This window comes from Pseudidiomarina sp. PP-1MA (assembly GCF_041200125.1).
GTDB lineage: Bacteria > Pseudomonadota > Gammaproteobacteria > Enterobacterales > Alteromonadaceae > Pseudidiomarina > Pseudidiomarina fusca.
The window spans coordinates 1,761,684-1,780,122 of the sequence record NZ_CP165718.1 but is presented as its reverse complement, the minus strand read 5'-3'; the positions used below and the strand labels follow the sequence as shown (position 1 = coordinate 1,780,122).

14 protein-coding genes are annotated in these 18,439 nt (G+C 46.9%); 8 read left to right on the top strand and 6 right to left on the bottom strand.

Going from position 1 to position 18,439, the window contains the following annotated elements; all coding sequences use genetic code 11:
- The first annotated feature begins 3 nt into the window (after nucleotides 1–3).
- The 3 genes from AB8S08_RS08430 (at nucleotide 4) to AB8S08_RS08420 (ending at nucleotide 3,462) form a co-directional block, all read left to right on the top strand.
- A complete protein-coding gene (locus AB8S08_RS08430) occupies nucleotides 4–1,290 on the top strand; it encodes an amidohydrolase family protein (RefSeq protein ID WP_153826755.1) in 1,287 nt (428 codons plus the stop codon).
- 151 nt (nucleotides 1,291–1,441) lie between these two features.
- The gene (locus AB8S08_RS08425) at nucleotides 1,442–1,747 is read left to right on the top strand and encodes an STAS domain-containing protein (RefSeq protein ID WP_110076222.1); all 306 of its coding nucleotides are present in this window, start codon (nucleotides 1,442–1,444) and stop codon (nucleotides 1,745–1,747) included.
- A gap of 50 nt (nucleotides 1,748–1,797) precedes the next feature.
- Complete coding sequence (locus AB8S08_RS08420) at nucleotides 1,798–3,462, top strand: SpoIIE family protein phosphatase (protein WP_369742499.1); 1,665 nt, start codon at nucleotides 1,798–1,800, stop codon at nucleotides 3,460–3,462.
- A gap of 42 nt (nucleotides 3,463–3,504) precedes the next feature.
- Here AB8S08_RS08420 and AB8S08_RS08415 read toward each other — a convergent pair whose 3' ends face one another.
- Nucleotides 3,505–3,846, bottom strand: coding sequence for a translation initiation factor (locus AB8S08_RS08415; RefSeq protein WP_258306620.1), 342 nt, complete (start codon nucleotides 3,844–3,846; stop codon nucleotides 3,505–3,507).
- A 98-nt stretch (nucleotides 3,847–3,944) separates the two neighbouring features.
- Here AB8S08_RS08415 and cysB point away from each other — a divergent pair, with 98 nt between their 5' ends.
- Entirely contained in the window at nucleotides 3,945–4,919 is a 975-nt protein-coding gene (cysB, locus tag AB8S08_RS08410; RefSeq protein ID WP_110076224.1) for an HTH-type transcriptional regulator CysB, read from the top strand.
- A gap of 64 nt (nucleotides 4,920–4,983) precedes the next feature.
- Here the strand turns inward: cysB and AB8S08_RS08405 are convergent, their stop codons facing one another.
- From AB8S08_RS08405 to pabB, 3 genes are read right to left on the bottom strand one after another with little or no spacing between them, the layout of a single operon-like run.
- Nucleotides 4,984–6,357, bottom strand: coding sequence for an L-serine ammonia-lyase (locus AB8S08_RS08405; protein WP_110076225.1), 1,374 nt, complete (start codon nucleotides 6,355–6,357; stop codon nucleotides 4,984–4,986).
- A 22-nt stretch (nucleotides 6,358–6,379) separates the two neighbouring features.
- Nucleotides 6,380–6,976 carry a CoA pyrophosphatase gene (locus tag AB8S08_RS08400; protein WP_369742498.1) on the bottom strand — a complete coding sequence of 199 codons (597 nt, stop codon included), beginning with the start codon at nucleotides 6,974–6,976 and terminating at the stop codon, nucleotides 6,380–6,382.
- Nucleotides 6,973–8,337, bottom strand: a complete 1,365-nt coding sequence (gene pabB, locus AB8S08_RS08395) for an aminodeoxychorismate synthase component I (protein ID WP_369744192.1) — start codon at nucleotides 8,335–8,337, stop codon at nucleotides 6,973–6,975. The genes AB8S08_RS08400 and pabB overlap by 4 nt, the downstream gene beginning before the upstream one ends.
- Before the next feature lie 221 nt (nucleotides 8,338–8,558).
- Here pabB and AB8S08_RS08390 point away from each other — a divergent pair, with 221 nt between their 5' ends.
- Together AB8S08_RS08390 and rmuC are read left to right on the top strand one after the other, a co-directional pair.
- A complete protein-coding gene (locus tag AB8S08_RS08390) occupies nucleotides 8,559–10,070 on the top strand; it encodes a fumarate hydratase (RefSeq protein ID WP_110076228.1) in 1,512 nt (503 codons plus the stop codon).
- Nucleotides 10,063–11,442, top strand: a complete 1,380-nt coding sequence (gene rmuC, locus AB8S08_RS08385) for a DNA recombination protein RmuC (protein ID WP_369742497.1) — start codon at nucleotides 10,063–10,065, stop codon at nucleotides 11,440–11,442. Before AB8S08_RS08390 ends, rmuC begins: the two co-directional genes overlap by 8 nt.
- A gap of 73 nt (nucleotides 11,443–11,515) precedes the next feature.
- Here the strand turns inward: rmuC and rimO are convergent, their stop codons facing one another.
- A complete protein-coding gene (gene rimO, locus AB8S08_RS08380; protein WP_110076230.1) occupies nucleotides 11,516–12,865 on the bottom strand; it encodes a 30S ribosomal protein S12 methylthiotransferase RimO in 1,350 nt (449 codons plus the stop codon).
- A 68-nt stretch (nucleotides 12,866–12,933) separates the two neighbouring features.
- On the bottom strand, nucleotides 12,934–13,671 hold the full coding sequence (gene cysZ / locus AB8S08_RS08375) for a sulfate transporter CysZ (RefSeq protein WP_369742496.1): 738 nt from the start codon (nucleotides 13,669–13,671) through the stop codon (nucleotides 12,934–12,936).
- Between the two features lie 197 nt (nucleotides 13,672–13,868).
- Between cysZ and AB8S08_RS08370 the strand changes: the two genes are divergently transcribed.
- Together AB8S08_RS08370 and zipA are read left to right on the top strand one after the other, a co-directional pair.
- Nucleotides 13,869–17,339, top strand: a complete 3,471-nt coding sequence (locus tag AB8S08_RS08370) for a chromosome segregation SMC family protein (protein ID WP_369742495.1) — start codon at nucleotides 13,869–13,871, stop codon at nucleotides 17,337–17,339.
- Between the two features lie 69 nt (nucleotides 17,340–17,408).
- Nucleotides 17,409–18,425 carry a cell division protein ZipA gene (gene zipA / locus AB8S08_RS08365; RefSeq protein WP_369742494.1) on the top strand — a complete coding sequence of 339 codons (1,017 nt, stop codon included), beginning with the start codon at nucleotides 17,409–17,411 and terminating at the stop codon, nucleotides 18,423–18,425.
- The last annotated feature ends 14 nt before the right edge of the window (nucleotides 18,426–18,439 follow it).

Below are 18,439 nucleotides of genomic sequence, written 5' to 3'. Positions count from 1 at the left end.
ACGATGAAAAAATTAGTAACAGCGGTAGTTGCCGCCAGTTTAAGCGTTGCTGCATCAGCACACGATATGGTGCCCGGCAAAGCACAGCAGCAGCCCATTTTACTGCAAGGTGGAACCTTGCATACAGTGACCAATGGGGTACAGCAAAATACTGATTTGCTGTTTGAAGATGGCAAAATCACAGCCATTGGCAACGATTTAACAGTACCAGCGAATGCTCGTGTGATTGATGTGAGCGGACGTCATGTTTATCCGGGTTTAGTTGCCCTAGATACCACGCTAGGTTTGATTGAATTAGAGGCAGTGCGTGCTACGAACGATATGCGTGAAGTTGGCCAAATCACTCCTGAAGTAAGTGGTCATGTGGCTTACAACCCTGATTCGGAAATTACTCCAACGGTGCGTTTTAACGGCATCACTCATGCCCAAATCGTACCACAAGGTAACTTGATTGCGGGGCGTTCAAGCTTATTGCAAACCGATGGCTGGACTTATGAAGATGCTGCTGAAGCACTCGATGTGGGCGTGCATGTGAATTGGCCACGAGCAGGGCTTAATAATGCTTGGTGGGAGCGCCGTTCAGCTGATGAGCAGCGTAAAGCCAATGCCGAGGCACTAAAAAAATTAAAGCGTGCCTTTACCGACGCGCGGGCTTATTTTGAAGCGAAAAAGGCCGGTCAGCTGAATGGCACAGATGTACGTTGGGAGGCTATGCTTGGGTTGTTTGCTGGTAGCAGCAAACTGTTTGTGCATGCCCATGACAAGCGCCAAATGGAACAAGCACTTGAATTTGCTAAAGAGCAAGGCTTTGACTTGGTATTGGTGGGCGCTCGTGATGCGTGGCGTATCGCAGACCAACTAGCGGCAGCTGACGTGACTGTTGTTTACGGCGAACCCTATGGTTTACCAAGCCGTCATGATGAAGCTTATGACCAGGCCTATAGTACGCCTGCATTATTAGCAGCAGCTGGCGTTGATTTTGCCTTGGCTTATTCTACGGGCTTCTGGGATGTGCGTAATTTAGCATTTGCCGCAGGTAATGCGGTAGCTTACGGTCTTGATAAAGAACAGGCGTTAGCAGCTATTACGATAAAACCAGCAGAAGTCATGGGCGTTGCGGATAAAATCGGCTCGTTGGAAGTTGGAAAACAAGCGTCATTGATTATTTCGCAGGGCGATGTCATGGATCATTTGGGGCAAAAAATTCAGCATATGTTTATTGATGGTGCTGAAGTAGATCTAAACAATCGACATAGACAGTTGTATCAGAAATATCAGCAAAAGCCTTGATTTTAAAGGGCTGATGCATAAAAAAGAGCTCCATCTCTAAAGCTGGAGCTCTTTTTATTTAAATAGCTGTTATGGGTGCGATAAAGTATTGTAATGTGCTGCGCAAGTTGGCAGTATCTTGCTATTCATAACAGTTGAAGAGGACGTGCAGATGCCTTTACATCGCCAATTTGCCAATGACGGCAAAGAACTCATTATTGCCATCAAAGGTAAATTTGACTTCAGTTTAGTGCAAGAATTTCGCCAATCCTATAGCGATATAGGTGACCAACAGCCCACCGTATTTATAGACCTGCGTGAAACTGAATATTTAGATAGCTCAGCGTTAGGAATGCTACTGAATATGCGCAAATCCCTTGGCAAGTCAGTCAAGTCTATCCATGTGATTAACTGTCGACCAGAAGTGCGTAATATTCTTGATATTTCGCGTTTTGATAAGCTTTTTGTAATTGAGTAAGCTCCTTGTATACCAAGGTTATGGCACCGTCCTTGTCAGCAACGAGTGAAATGAATAGCCGCACGAACTCAGCTGCAGCAGCTCCTTTGTGGGTACTGCAGGATGGGTCGGCTAATGCTCAGACCTTATTGCAGCGTTTACAGCAGTTGGGTTACCACGTGGAGGTCATTCAGCCAGCGCAGTTGTTAACAACAGAGGTTACTGTGGTTCCTTTGGTTGTTATCGTTAATGAAACGCACGAAGCATTGCTATCTGAGTGGTGGCAACAGGTATCCAGTTACCTGCGTAACTCGGCTTTATTAGTGTCAGATAGCCAGGCCTTGGTACAGAATCATGCACACAAATTTGCGTATGTAGCCTCTTATCACGATCTTGATGACGTGTTGCGGTTGAAAATTCAGTTATTAACTAACCAGAGTTGTTACCGCCAGCAAATAGTGGAGCTCAAACAGGCACTGTCTTGGCATAAGGCGCGGGTAGACCGAGAACATCAACTGGTTGAGCATATCTTTCAGAATGCTCTTAGTCGTAACTACCTAGATTATCCTCACGTAAATACTTATTTAACGCCGGTGTCCAAATTCAATGGCGATCTTTGCTTAATAGCTCCGGGGCCGTTGGGGAATTTGTACATGTTAATGGCGGATTTTACCGGTCATGGTTTAGCACCAGCAACAGGAGCCTTACCGTTGTCGCAGGCGTTTTTTGCGATGTCAGATCGCGGTGTTTCGGTCGCAGAGATGGTGACTGAATTTAACTTTCGGTTAAACCGGTTACTCCCTAATGACATGTTTTGTGCCGCAATTTTACTAGAATTATCAGCCAATGGTGAACGCGTCACTTATTGGAATGGTGGCATGCCAGCAGCCTTGGTCTGTGATCAAGCAGGAACCGTGTTACGGCGCCTAGATCCGCAGCATATGGCGCTAGGGGTGTTAGATGATGATGATTTTGATAGCCGTGTCACCACATTTAGAGCGGCACCACATAGTTCCATCGCCATGTTCACTGACGGTGTGATAGAGTTACTTGGCCATCAGCAAGAGTTTCTTGGGGCTGATGCGCTTGAAAAAATGCTAAGCCAGTATCCTAACACAGATCGCTTTAATGAGCTGGTCAACGAACTTGAACATTTTCGTGGCGAAACGCCATTACGCGATGACCTATCGTTAGCTATTCTTTATTGCCGTCCCACCGGTTTAGGTGAAGTTAAGCCAGAGCCGGATGTGCAAAGTTTACCTTTCAAATTAACTAGTGAGCTCCACCCTGAGCAGTTACGAAGCATTGATCCGGTCAGTAATTTAATGGCGGCGCTAAGCCAATTACCCCTATTACGACGGCATCGTACCACTATCTATCTGTTGTTAGCGGAAGCCTTTAATAACGCATTAGAGCATGGCTTATTGGGGTTAGACTCGGCACTGAAGAGCCAGCCAGAAGGGTTTGCTGAGTACTATCAACAACGTGCCGATAGGCTCAATGCACTTCAGCATGGCCGTATCATGGTCACTATAGAGCTTCAAGCGAGTACTAAGCAGCTCAAAATCACCGTGGCTGACAGTGGTGATGGCTTTATCGCACCCCCAAGTGAGCCCTGCGTTAGGGTGGCAACGGAACAGAGTTACGGGCGAGGATTAGAGCTATTACGACAGATGACAACTGATTTACAATGGAACCAGGCGCAGCGCGAAGTCTCTTTTACCTACAGCATGTAGTCGACAAGTTTGCATGGCTTTGGCAGTACATCTTATCCAAACTTAACCACCAGCGAATTTAACCTTGTAGCCCTGTTGTTCTAACCACTGTTTGGCGCGCTCACGCTGATCGCCTTGCAGTTCTATCGTGTCCTGCTTTACAGCACCGCCAACGCCGCAATGCTTCCGTAAGGCAGAAGCCATATTGGCCAACAATTCTGGCTGCTTGGGAAGATCTAGAATAACGGTTACCCCTTTACCTTTACGTCCTTTTGTTTGACGTTGCAAACGTAACGGATAATCGCTCGGTTGTACGCTAGTTTCATCGGCTTCTGGATTACTTTCAGCGGCTGTGTCCGTGAGTTTAAACCCCAGCCCCTGTAACTGATCTTGTAAACTACTCACCTTCACCTCGAACTTGTTACTAGTGAAAACTGCCAAGTTGATATATATTTTAGTTATAACGAATGCGGTTATAAAACCTTAAATGCTATGAGGTGTCTATGAAGTTACAACAGCTCCGCTATATTGTGGAGATATTAAACCACAACTTAAATGTTTCAGCGACCGCAGAAAGTTTGTATACCTCTCAGCCGGGTATTAGTAAACAGGTAAGAATGTTAGAAGACGAACTAGGAATTCAAATATTTGCCCGCAATGGCAAGCTGCTAGATGCCGTCACCCCAGCGGGCCAAGAAATTATCAAAATTGCACAGCAAATGTTAGCTCATACGGATGCCATCAAGGCAATTGCGGCAGAATACACCTTACCTAATCAAGGTAAGCTCCATATTGCCACAACCCATACCCAAGCTCGATATGCTCTGCCAACCATGATCAAAGCTTTTACCAAACGCTATCCGCAGGTAACTTTGCACATGCACCAAGGGTCGCCAGAACAAATTAGCGAGGCGGCAGCCAAGGGTAAAGCGGATTTTGCTATTGCGACCGAGGCGTTACACCTCTATCAAGACCTGATCATGTTGCCGTGTTATCACTGGAATCGCTCGATTATTGCCCCACCAGATCATCCTCTAGGGCAACTAGCAGAAGTGACCCTTACTGATTTAGGCAACTATCCCATCATTACCTATGTGCATGGTTTTACTGGGCGCTCCGAGTTGGATAAAGCATTTAATCAAGCGGGTATCAGACCCAACGTGGTATTCACGGCAACCGATGCCGACGTGATTAAAACCTACGTACGAATGGGCTTAGGAGTAGGCGTGGTAGCAAGTATGGCGGTAACTAAAGAGCAAGATAGTGATCTGATATGTTTACCAGCACAGCATTTATTTGCGCCTAGCACCACTAAAATAGGCTTTCGTAAAGGGACTTTTTTACGTAGCTACATGTACGATTTTTTGGAAGGTTTTGCGCCCCATTTGAGTCGCAGTAAAGTGGATGAGGCCATGCAAAAACGTTCACAAGAAGAAATAGATAGAATGTTTTTGCATACCCAGTTACCTACTTGGTAAAGCGTCTGTGCGCAGCATTAAGTGAATTCATGCTGCGCACTATTGAGCTAGTTAGGTTTGGTCATTAGCACTCGATGATATTTACCGCCAAACCGCCGCGAGCCGTCTCTTTGTATTTGGTTTTCATATCATTCCCAGTATCCCACATGGTTTTGATGACTTTATCCAAGGACACTTTATGATCACCGCTACCACGCAATGCCAACCGCGCCGCATTTATCGCTTTTATCGATCCCATTGCATTACGTTCAATACAAGGAACCTGCACTAAACCGCCGACCGGGTCACAGGTAAGCCCGAGGTTATGTTCCATGCCTATTTCTGCAGCATTTTCTACGGCACTTACGCCGCCACCCATGAGCTCGGCCAAAGCTCCGGCTGCCATCGAACATGCAACACCAACCTCGCCTTGGCAGCCCACCTCAGCGCCAGAAATAGAAGCGTTTTTCTTGTATAGAATGCCAATTGCCGCAGAAGTGAGTAAAAAGCGCACCACGGTTTCTTCATCCAAAGGGGTAATGAACTTGTCGGCATACTTCATCACCGCCGGAATAATTCCAGCTGCGCCATTGGTGGGCGCAGTCACGACTCGTCCGCCTGCTGCGTTTTCTTCATTCACCGCTAACGCAAATAAATCCACCCAGTCCATCGCTTGCATGGGGTCTGTTGATTTTTCATTCTTCAGACGTTGGTAGAGGCCCGGTGCACGCCGACGTACTTTCAAGCCCCCGGGTAAAATGCCTTCGGTGCGGATGCCGCGGTCGATGCAGGCATCCATGGTATGCCAAATGTGCATCAAGCCACTACGAATATCGGCCTCACTGCGAAATACTTTTTCGTTTGCCAACATCAGCGAACTAATCCTTAGCCCGTGTTCATGACATAGCTTGAGTAATTCATCACAACTATCAAATGGATACGGAATAGGTTTGCTTGATTGCTCAATAGCTTCTTCTAAGCTGTCGTCAAAGTCAGCATCTCGGACAATAAAACCACCACCAATAGAGTAGTAGAGATCTTTGTAGATCACCTCGTCTGCGCGATACAGCCGTAGTTCCATTGCGTTAGCATGACGTGGCATGGTTTTGCGACGATGGAAAACAATCGCCCCGGTAGCAGGGAACTTCACCGGATATTTGCCTAGTAAAGCCAATTCTTGAGTGGTTTCAGTTTGTTGTAAAAACTCATCAACTTTGGTGGTATCTACGGTTTCAGGTTGCTCTCCGGCTAAGCCAAGGATCACGGCTTTACCTGTGCCATGGCCTTTTCCGGTTTGCCCGAGTGAGCCAAATAGTTCCACCACAATGCCATCCGCTTGTTCGAGGCCTACGGCTTGTTCTGCAGCTAATAAAAACTCGTAAGCAGCCCGCATGGGGCCCACAGTATGAGAACTTGACGGGCCGATGCCAACTTTGTAGATATCAAACACGCTAATCATAAATAGGTTCCATTTTTAAAATTCAATCATTTAAAGGGCGATAGAATAACTTACGTTCAGGGTAAATGTGGTCTGCTAACTCACGTAACATACCTGCCGTGGCGCCCCAAATATTTCTTTGTTGATAGGGGATAAAGTATACCTGATCGTAAATAAAACGCTGTAGCCGATACACATAATGTTGATGTTGATGCAGTACATCTTGTAGCGGCACGGTAAAAATTTCCGCAACTTCGCGTTGCTCAGGTACAAAGGGTCGTTGGGGCGTGATCAAGCCAACATAGGGGCGGATCAGAAAATTACTAATGACTGGATAATCTTGTAGTTGCCCCACAATCGTTACATCGTCTGGGTGTAAGCCTATCTCTTCGTGACTTTCGCGTAAGGCGGTGGCCAATAAATCTTGGTCTTGAGGGTCTTGGCGGCCGCCAGGAAAGCTAATTTGTCCCGCGTGATTACGCAATTGCGCACTGCGCTGAGTTAAAACTACATGCAATTGGCCATGCTGTTCTAACAAGGGAATCAGCACCGCTGCCGGGCGCAGTCGTTTGAGCACGGGCCGCTGCACGGGCTGCCGGTGATGGAGCTGGAAACGCTGCAAAAACTGTTGCCGATTCATGCCTGTGCCTCTGGTTTTGGGAGAGCGCTTAAGACTGGCAAAATTCGCGCAACCTTATCAAAGGTTTCTTGATATTCGCTGGCGCATTCAGAGTCGGCAACTAAGCCGCCGCCGGCCCAGCAATGGATGGTACCGCTATGACTAATACCGGGCTGTGTATGAGTTGCTACTAAGGTGCGTATAGCAATACTGGTGTCAGCTTGGCCATGTTGTGAAAAATAACCAAAGCTACCGCAATAGTAACTGCGCCGATGAGGCTCTAACTCTTCAATAACTTCCATGGCGCGGATTTTGGGCGCGCCAGTAATAGAACCACCAGGAAAGCATTGTCCCAGTAGTTGCAGGCCTTGATTTGCCTGCGCTAACTTACCAACCACGGTGCTGACTAAGTGATGCACAGCAGGGTAAGACTCAATGGCGAATAAGCGAGGCACTTTGACCGAGCCTGGCAAACAACAGCGACTTAAATCGTTACGCAATAAATCGACAATCATGACGTTTTCTGCTCGATCTTTACTGGCTTGCTGTAGCTGGTCAGCTAAGAGCTGATCTTGAGCAGGGTCTGGATGACGTGGCCGAGTGCCTTTGATCGGTTTAGTCTCTACGTCACCCGCAGGTGAAATAGCTAAAAATCGCTCAGGCGATAGTGAGAGTAGAGCTCCCTCAGGCAACTGCATATAGGCAGAATAGGGAGCATTATTGTGGCTTCTTAAGGCTTGGTACGCAGCCCAAGTCGAGCCTTGAAAAGAAGCGCTAAAACGCTGAGCTAAATTCACCTGATAGCAGTCGCCAGCACGTAGATAAGCTTGTACTTGAGCAAATTTTGTCGCATAGCTAGTGGCGTCCATATTGGCTTGCCAGTCACCCGCCAACCAGAATGATGCTGGAGTTTGCTGTTGGCAATGTTGCTGTGCCGTTAGCCAGAAGTCGGTTAATTGCTGTACTTGGGCGGCTGGCGCTAGCAAGTAAGTATCACCACTACTGCGCTGTTGCATCAGGGCTTGGTGATAAACGCCAACACTCAGATCTGGTAGTTCAATATCTGCCGTTGCTAAGCTGGGCAACTGTTCTAAAGCGCGGCCACAGTCATAACTCCAGGCCCCAGCAAGGCCCCCTTGAAAGGGTAAAAAATCAGGACCAATATAGGCTGGTACTTGGGCTAGCGCTTGCGCCAATTGCTGCGGCCAAGCCTGGCTATTGGTTACAGTGGTCACCGGTTGACGAAAGATCATATCCCATTGCGCCTGAGCATTATCACAACTATCTAGCAAGAGTGCCCAAGGCTCGCTGGCGCAGTAGCTAAAAAGCTGCGCTAAGGTTAGTTTAATCGGAATTTTTACGGCAACTAACTTCAAACTGATAACTCCTGTAACTTATTCGCCGCTAGCATAGCATAAAGTCGTAGTCTGCAAGCATTAGCAAAACTGGTCAGAGCCGTGACAAAAGGCTATCATACCGTCAACTTTACGTTACCTGCCGCAACTCCGAAGAGTTCCTTGCCCGCGTTCTATTAAGCTAGCTCGAGCAAGGATCAGAGAGGTGGCTATTAGGTATCCCATCTAAGTGACAACCTGAGGTATCCATGGCTATTATTCGTCAGTCTGATTTTATTGAAAGCATTGAAGATGCGTTGCAATACATTTCTTATTACCATCCACTTGATTTTGTTCAGGCATTAGAAAAAGCCTATCACCGCGAACAAAGCGAAGCTGCCAAAAATGCCATCGCACAGGTGTTAACGAACTCCAGAATGTCAGCCCAAGGGCACCGTCCAATTTGCCAAGATACTGGTATTGTCACTTGCTTTGTGAAAGTTGGCATGGGAGTGCAATGGGACAAGACTGATATGACAGTACAGCAGATGGTGGATGAAGGCACACGCCGCGCTTACACTAATCCAGATAACCCATTACGTGCATCGATTGTGGCGGACCCAGCAGGCAAACGAAAAAATACTGGCGATAACACCCCGGCCGTAGTGCATATTGATATGGTTGCTGGCGATCACATCGAAGTGATGATTGCCGCCAAAGGGGGCGGTTCGGAAAACAAATCCAAAATGGTCATGCTCAATCCTAGCGATAACATCGCTGACTGGGTAGTGGAGACCATGCCTAAATTAGGCGCAGGTTGGTGTCCACCGGGTATGATTGGGCTAGGAATCGGTGGTACGGCAGAGAAATCTGCGGTGCTAGCTAAAGAAGCTCTGATGGATCCTGTTGATATTCAAGAGCTATTAGATCGCGGTGCGCAAACTGCCGAAGAAGAACTGCGCTTAGAAATTTATCATCGCGTGAACAAGTTAGGGATTGGTGCCCAAGGTTTAGGCGGTGTCACCACAGTGATGGATGTGAAGATTAAATCTGCACCAACTCATGCCGCATCAAAACCGGTGACCTTGATTCCGAACTGTGCAGCTACACGGCACGCACACTTTGTTTTAGATGGTTCTGGTCCGGCGGACTTACAACCACCTAAATTAGAAGACTGGCCAGATATTACCTTTGAGCTAGGTGATAACGTACGTCGCGTTAACTTAGATACCGTAACCCAAGCGGATATCGAAACATGGAAGACCGGTGAGACTGTGCTGTTGTCGGGTAAAATGTTAACTGGCCGCGACGCAGCACATAAGCGAATCAAAGATATGCTGGATCGCGGTGAGCAGCTACCCGTGGATTTCCGTAATAAGTTTATCTATTACGTGGGCCCTGTTGATCCGGTAGGTGATGAAGTAGTGGGGCCGGCTGGCCCAACTACAGCAACTCGCATGGATAAATTTACCGACATGATGCTAGAGCAGACCGGTATTCTAGGCATGATTGGTAAGGCTGAGCGTGGGCCAGCAACGGTTGCAAGTATTAAACAACACAAGGCAGTGTATTTGATGGCCGTGGGTGGTGCAGCTTACCTTGTTGCTAAGGCGATTAAAAAAGCAAGGGTAGTAGGCTTTGAAGATTTAGGAATGGAAGCCATTTATGAGTTTGACGTAGAAGATATGCCAGTGACGGTGGCAGTGGATAGTACCGGTGAAAATGCCCACGAGACTGGGCCAGCCATTTGGCGGGTAAAATTGGAAGCTGCCGATGCTTAACTTGCCGTTATGGCAGATACTAGCGAGTGTTGCTGGTATCGCGGCGATTGGCATGTTGTTAGCTTGGTTCGTCTGGGTGCCGCGTTTGCGCACCCAGCTGCGGCATCAACAACAGCACGCGCAGCAACAACTGGACTTTGCCCAGCAACAGTTGGCTCAACTGCAACAGCAGTTACAACAGCAACAAAGTGATGCGGAGCAGCGGTTAGCCAAGGCTGAGCAACAGCGTGAGTTAGCTCAGCAACAGGCTCATACTGCGCAAGCTGAGCTGGCCGCCTTAACGGCCGAGTTGCAAGCAAAACTTGCTAGTGCAAAAGAAAAGCAACAGCTGCTAGAAGACAGTGAAGAGCGCTTAAAACAGCAATTTGAGCGTTTGGCACAACAGATTTTTGAGCAAAAATCTGAGCGTTTACAGCACACAAGTAAGCAAACGCTAGAAACGACTCTGGCACCTTTTAAGCAGCAACTTGAGGCTTTTAAAACTCAGGTGAGCCAGCAATACGCTGATGAAATAAAGCAACGTTCTGCGTTATCAGAGCAGGTGAACTCGTTGCGTGAACTCAATCAGCAGATGGCGGCCGAAGCTGAGGCCTTAACTAAAGCATTAAAAGGTGATGTAAAAACTCAGGGTAACTGGGGCGAGGTTGTGCTTGAACGTATACTTACCCAATCAGGTTTACGCGAAGGCCATGAGTATGAAACCCAAAGTCATTATCGTGATGACGATGGTAAAAGTTTTAAACCTGATGTGATTGTGCACTTACCTCATGCCAAAGACGTAGTGATCGATTCAAAGGTCTCACTAGTTGCCTACGAGCGTTATTTTAACAGTGATGACGAGTTAGCCCGCGAACAGGCGCTGAACGAGCATGTCACGTCGCTACGAAATCACATTAAAGGCTTGGGTAAGAAGAATTATCAACAGTTAGACGGGGTTCGAACTCTTGATTACGTGTTGATGTTTATACCTATTGAACCTGCTTTTCTATTGGCTGTTGATAGAGATCCTGAGCTGATTCGACTGGCGCTAGACAACAATATTATGTTGGTAAGTCCAACCAATCTGTTGGTGGCATTAAGAACGGTTAACAATATTTGGCAATACGAGTATCAGAATCAAAATGCTCAGAAGATAGCTACAGATGCAGCAAAATTATACGACAAGTTTGTCGGTTTTATTGATGATATGCAGCGAATTGAAGGTAGTTTAGATGCTCTTCGTAAGCATTACGATGGAGCTATGAACAAACTTTCTACGGGGCGTGGCAACTTAGTAGGTAGGGTTGAACAATTCCGTAAGATGGGAGTGCAAACCAGTAAGCAACTTGATCCTAAATTACTACAAAACGAAACTACCGACGATAATGAGTGATGGTTCTATTTGTTGGATGTACAAAAAAGCCCGCTATAAGTAGCGGGCTTTTTATTTGTGACCGTATTAACGGTTAAACCAGAGAACCCCACAAATCGTACTCGTCTGCATGCTCAATGAGCACCTCAACACGGTCGCCAGGTTGTACGTTGTGTTCGCCATTGAGGTAGACCAAACCATCAATTTCAGGGGCGTCTGCATAACTACGGCCAATAGCACCTTCGTTATCAACCTCATCAATCAAAACGGTTAAAGTACGACCAATTTTAGCCTGTAACCTAGCTGCACTGATTTCTTGTTGCACTTGCATAAAACGTTCATAACGCTCTTGCTTAATATGTTCTGGCACTGGGTCAGGTAGATCATTAGCTTTGGCGCCTTCGACATCAGAGTAGGTGAAACAGCCCACTCGATCCAACTGTGCATCGCGCAAAAATTGGAGTAGCTCTTCAAATTCTTCGTCAGTTTCACCCGGAAAGCCAACGATAAAAGTGCTACGAATGGTTAAGTCTGGGCAGATTTTTCGCCAGTTTTGAATACGTTCAAGCGTGCGTTCTGCTGAACCTGGGCGCTTCATTAAGCGTAAAATACGCTTATTGGCATGTTGTAACGGAATATCCAAGTAAGGCAAAATTTTGCCCGCCGCCATCAGTGGAATCACATCGTCTACAGAAGGGTAGGGGTAGACGTAGTGCAACCGTACCCAGATGCCGAGTTTACCAAGGGCTTCGCACAGAGCAAGCATGCTGGTTTTAACCGGTTGGCCATCCCAAAAACCGGTCTTATGTTTTACATCCACGCCGTAAGCACTGGTATCTTGAGAGATCACCAGTAATTCTTTTACACCAGCATTTGCCAGTCGTTGGGCTTCGCTTAGTACATCACCGATAGGACGGCTGACTAAATCGCCACGCATGGATGGGATGATGCAGAAAGTGCAGCGATGATTACAGCCTTCTGAAATTTTTAAATAGGCGTAATGACGGGGAGTTAGCTTAACTCCAGTATCTGGAACTAAGTTCTCAAACGGAACTCGCTCAGGTGTTGGCACGTATTTATGCACATGCCCCATCACTTCTTCATAAGCATGCGGGCCGGTAATAGCTAGCACGTTAGGATGAACTTCACGAATCTCGTCATCTTTGGCACCGAGGCATCCGGTGACAATTACTTTGCCATTTTCAGCCAAGGCTTCACCGATAGCATCTAACGATTCTTGTACGGCTGAATCGATAAAGCCACAGGTATTAACGATAACAAGGTTGGCATTATTATAGCTGTTAACGATATCGTAGCCTTCGGTACGCAGCTGCGTAAGAATGCGCTCTGAATCGACCAAGTTTTTTGGACAGCCGAGGCTAACAAAGCCAATTTTTGCGCCAATATCATTGGCTGTTTCAGGGGTAAAGGTTTCAACACTCATGCCAACACTCTGCAAGTTTCATAAAATAGCCGCAGATTATAGCACCCACGGCTATTTGTTGCCTATGGCTACGAACTGATCCGATTAAACTTAATATGATCTACCCACAATGCAGTGGCACCACAGACTGCGACTGGAATCATGATTAAGTTAACTAGCGGAATGGTCGCTAAAAAAGCAACTATACAGCCAAAAGACAGGCTTTTTCCTTGGCGCGCACCCAGTTCTTGGCGCATTGCTTTGAAGCTTATCTTATGATTATCGAACGGGTAATCAGCGTATTGAATGGTCATCATCCAACCACTAAACAAAAACCAAAGAACCTGACCAATAATAGGCACAAATAGAAGCAGTAAGCCAAAGGCTAATGCTCGAGGTATAAAATAAATGATTTTCTGAAACTCGCGACCAATAATGCGCGGGATATCTTTAATCATACCGCTAACGCCGCCATCGACAGGGACAATCCCGGTAAGTTTATATTCTACTTTTTCAGCCAACAGGCTGTTAAAAGGAGAGGCGATAATATTAGCGACACTGGTAAAGGTGAGAGCAAAAATCAAGACCACGCCAATCACGATGAGTGGCCATAGTAAAATTTCTAACCAACGTAACCATTCGGGTAGCCAAGCCACCAATTGCGTAACACCGATACTGGTGTAGTGAAAGGTAGCGTAAATGGCCACAGAAAATAAGAGAATGTTAATGATTAGAGGAATAAGCACATAACGTCTTACTCCCGGCTGAAAAGCTAATTCAAATCCGCGCGCCACGTAGCTGGCACCAAAATCGCTGTAGGCAGTCATTCTTGATCCTTGAGTTGAATTATCCATTGCAGTATATCTTGCCCAATGGCCGTTCTATAGGTCAAATTGTAAGGTTAAGTTACAAGCTTGAAAATAAGTAAATAGATTACAAATAACAGGAATATTTGCTAAGGTTTTGCCTGTATCTTTAACGGGGCTATGTGCACTCATATGAGCTCACAATATAACGACAATAAATGCGCTTAAAATACATAAAACTAGTTGGTTTTAAATCTTTTGTTGATGCCACTAAAGTTCCTTTCCCACACCAGATGACTTGTGTGGTTGGCCCTAATGGTTGTGGCAAATCAAATGTCATCGATGCGGTGCGTTGGGTGCTGGGCGAGAGTTCGGCCAAAAATTTGCGTGGCGATGCCATGACGGACGTCATTTTCAATGGCTCAACGGCACGTAAACCGGTATCACAAGCTAGCGTTGAGTTGGTATTTGATAACAGCGCCGGACGGATACAAGGCGAATATGCAAATTACGCCGAGATTTCTGTTAAACGTCTAGTGACTCGCGATGGCCGCTCTGATTATTTTTTAAATGGGAGCAAATGTCGCCGTCGTGATATCACTGATTTATTTCTTGGTACCGGATTAGGTCCGCGTAGTTACGCGATTATTGAACAGGGCATGATTTCGCGCCTGATTGAGTCTAAGCCGCAAGAATTACGTGTTTTTCTTGAAGAAGCCGCCGGTATCTCTAAGTACAAAGAACGGCGTCGAGAGACTGAAACGCGCATGCAGCATACTCGCGACAATTTAGATCGCTTAAACGATGTCCGTGAAGAACTGGGCAGTCAATTAGACAAGCTGCAACGACAAGCCGCAGCAGCCCGCCGTTATAAAGAACTTAAACAGCAAGAGCGACGTTATAAAAGTGAGCTACAAGCATTACGTTGGTTAGCAACGGAGCGTCAAGCCGAACAGTTGCGTCTACAACAAGCTGAACAAACCACAGAATTAGAGCGCTGGTTAGCTGAGCAACGAGGTAGTGAGCGAGGCAGTACTGAGTTACGCGAGCAAACGGCACAGAGTAAACAGCAGTTAGAACAGGTACAACATCAGTTTTATCAACTAGGCAATGAGGTAACTCGGCTCGAGCAGCAGTTGCAACATCACCAGTTACAACGACAGCAACGACAACGTCAGCAACAACAGTTACAACAAGAATTAACGCAACTTTCAGAAACGCTGGCGCAGGATAACGATCAACAGCAGGTATTGGCCGCGCAATTACTTGAACTTGAACCTGAGCAAGCGCTAACTGACGAACAAGTAGTTGAAGCTCAGCTCCGATTTGAACAACATGAAGAAGCTTGGTTAGCTTGGCAAGATGATTATCAAGCAGCATTGAATCAGGCGCAGCACCAGCTGCAGCAACAACAGCAATTACATTTGCAACACGAACGCCAACGAGACCAAGTAGCTAAGTGTGCAGAAGCGATTGATGCGAATCAGCAGCAACAACAGCAACTGCTAGCTGAACTTGAGCACTATAACCTAGCCGCTATGGATCAACAGCGACAGCAGTTACAGCAGCAGATTAATGCAGCACAACAACAGGTTGCAGCATTATCAGAACAACTGAATGTGCACCAACAACAGTTTGAGCAAGTTGAACAGCAACGCCAGCAGCAGCAAACTCAGCAGCAACAAAACTTAGGCCTGCAAAGTGCCTTGCAACAAGCCCTCAAACAAGGCACGCATGAAGCGACCACCATGGACGTGCAACATTGGTTGCAGCAGCACCAATGCCCAGCGTTGGGGCAAGTACAACAATTACTGAAGGTTGAACAGAGCTGGCAGTTAGCGCTAGAACAACTGGTACAGCCCTGGCTGGGGGCATGGGTCATCACGCAGCCGTTGCCAGAGTGGCCTCTCTTCGCTGGTGCTCAAGTGGTACAGTTACAAGTAAAGCAGCCCCCAAAGGGGAGTGTGGCAGCGCTAGTAAGCGGACCTTTGCAACAATGGAGCTGGTTGCATTGCATTGCTGCCGTTGATGATGCGGCACAAGCGCAACAGTTGCTACAGCAAAACCAGTGGCTAGGTGCTATCAATCAAGCTGGGCAACTATGGTTAGCTGGAGGGTATCAAGCCAGCACAATGGATGCTGCTGCTAGTAAGCTCTTGCAGCAGCAACAGTTATTGCAGGTAGAAGCAGATCTAACTCAGTTACAACAGCAGTTACAAGATTCCAGCCTTCGTAAACAGCAACTTCAGGAGGAGTTAAAGCTCCGGCATCAGGAATTGGATCAGGCCAAACAGAATTTGCACCTCTATCAAGCGGATTTACGTTCGATAGACGAGCGTTTTCAATGGCAACAACATCAGCAGCAGCAATTAGAGCAACGTCTACAGCAAGCCAAACAGCAGCACCAACAGTTGCTACAACAGCTCGTTACCGGCCAGCAGCAACAGCAGCAATTAGCTGAGCAGTGTGAGCAAGCAAAGGAGCAGTTGCAGCCACTTGATGAGCAGCATTGGTTAACGCAACGCAATCACTTGCAACAACAACGTCAGCATTTACGTGAGACATTAACAGCCCTACAACAAAGGCAAATGACGCAAGCAAGTGAGGTACAACAACTGCGCCAACAATTAACGCATTATCAGCAGTTAGCTCAACGAGCACGACAGCAACAGCAACATCTCCAAGCGCAGTTACAGCAATTGAAGCACCCAGAACAGGATGACGATACTGACGTAGAAGTGTTAGCGCTAACGTTAGAAGAAACCTTAGCGCAACGCGAGTTGATTGACGAGCAACGACGGGACTTAGCTAATAAAGTGCATGAATACGAAGAGCAATTACGCCAGTTGACCAGCGGTGCTCAAGGAGTGCAGGCAAAGATTGAGCAAGTAAGGATGCGAGTACAAAGCACGCAAATGGAGCTAGCTGCAGTGCAAGAGCGTAGTCGCAGTATTTTAGCTGTATTAGCTGACTTGCAACAGTCACTTAAACCTATTCTTGAGGGGTTAGCTGAGGATGCTAATGAAACCGAGTGGCAAAGTAAGTTGGAACGCATCCAACAGGCTATCAGTCGCTTAGGTGCAATTAACTTGGCAGCTATCGAAGAAGCTGAGACACTAGCTGAGCGTAAGCAGTATTTGGATCAGCAGAATGATGACTTAGCGGCATCATTAGCAACGCTCGAGGGAGCTATTCGTACCATAGATAAAGAAACCCGACAACGATTTAAGGCAACCTATGATGCCGTGAATCATGGTTTACAAGAGCTGTTCCCAAAAGTGTTTGGCGGCGGGAATGCGTATCTTGAACTTACTGATGATGATTTACTTGAAACCGGAGTGACTATTATGGCGCGTCCCCCCGGTAAGAAAAATAGTACAATTCACCTGCTTTCTGGTGGTGAAAAGGCGTTAACAGCTTTATCATTAGTGTTTGCCATTTTTAGACTAAATCCAGCGCCATTTTGCTTGTTGGATGAAGTTGATGCACCTTTGGATGACGCCAACGTGGGACGCTTTTGTCGGTTGGTAGAAGAAATGTCGCAAAGTGTGCAGTTTATTTATATCAGTCATAATAAAGTCGCGATGGAAATGGCCTCGCATCTAGCCGGTGTTACCATGCAAGAACCCGGCGTATCGCGCTTAGTTGCTGTAGATATTGAACAAGCTGTAGCATTAACAGAGGCTTAGAGTACGATCCAATGCACCTGAGTGCGAGCAACATACAACAGGAATATCGACATAAATGAGTCACATGTTATGAATACAGTGCTGATTATTGGTGGTTCGTTATTAATTATTGCCATTATTGCTCATGGTATGTGGACCATTCGTAAGAATGAAAAACGCCAGCGTGAGCAAGTAGATGCTATTGCCAACAAACGGCGACAGGTGGATTCAGGGGGCTTTGATGATGATGGCGTAGGAGCGGTTCGGGTTATTGCTAGTGCTAGTGCTAACAAGAGCAAGACTACTGCGCCAACAAGCGGCGCCAAAGCGCGCCCCAGCGAAGCTAATAAACCAGCTCAAACCAATGAAACCACGCCGACTGTAACTCAGTCAGCAGCCGTGGTAGCGACGGCTGCCGAGGATGCGGCTATCCCTGCGATGGCGTCCGATACCTCGGCAATTCGTGCTACGGATGATGGATTACCTGAAGAGCTGCCTTTGGCGCCGATTCGGGCTGAACATGATGATTTGTTTGCGCGAGGTCAACAGCCAGCGAGCTCGGTTGCGGACAAAGCAACAGCCGCGGTTAAAAAATCCCGAGATTCAGCGCCGGCCGAAATACCGCAAAGTATGGAACTACCGTTACAACATAGTGAGCAGGAGCCGGTCCTAACTGAAGAACCAGAAGAAGTTATTGTGCTGCATGTGGTCGGTCATATTGAAGGCAGCGTGTTGTTGCAACAAATGACCGAGCTTGGATTTAAATATGGAGATTTCGATATTTTCCATCGGCACGTAGATACTGCTGGTACTGGCCCTGTGCTGTTTAGTTTGGCTAATATGTATAATCCCGGCACGTTTAACATAGACACCATAGAAACCTTTACCACAGGCGGGGTTGCCCTGTTCTTAGCGTTGCCGATAAAGAGTAATTCGATGACGGCCTTTACCATGATGCATAACGCCGCAGTCAAATTGGCAGCAGCTATCGATCAAGGCCAAGTGTTAGACGAGCACCGTAATCCGCTCACTCGTCAAGCGACACAGCACATTCATCAGCGCATTCGAGAGTTTGAACGCAAGCGCCTGATAAGTGGTAAAGCTTAAGCCAAATCAGCCCA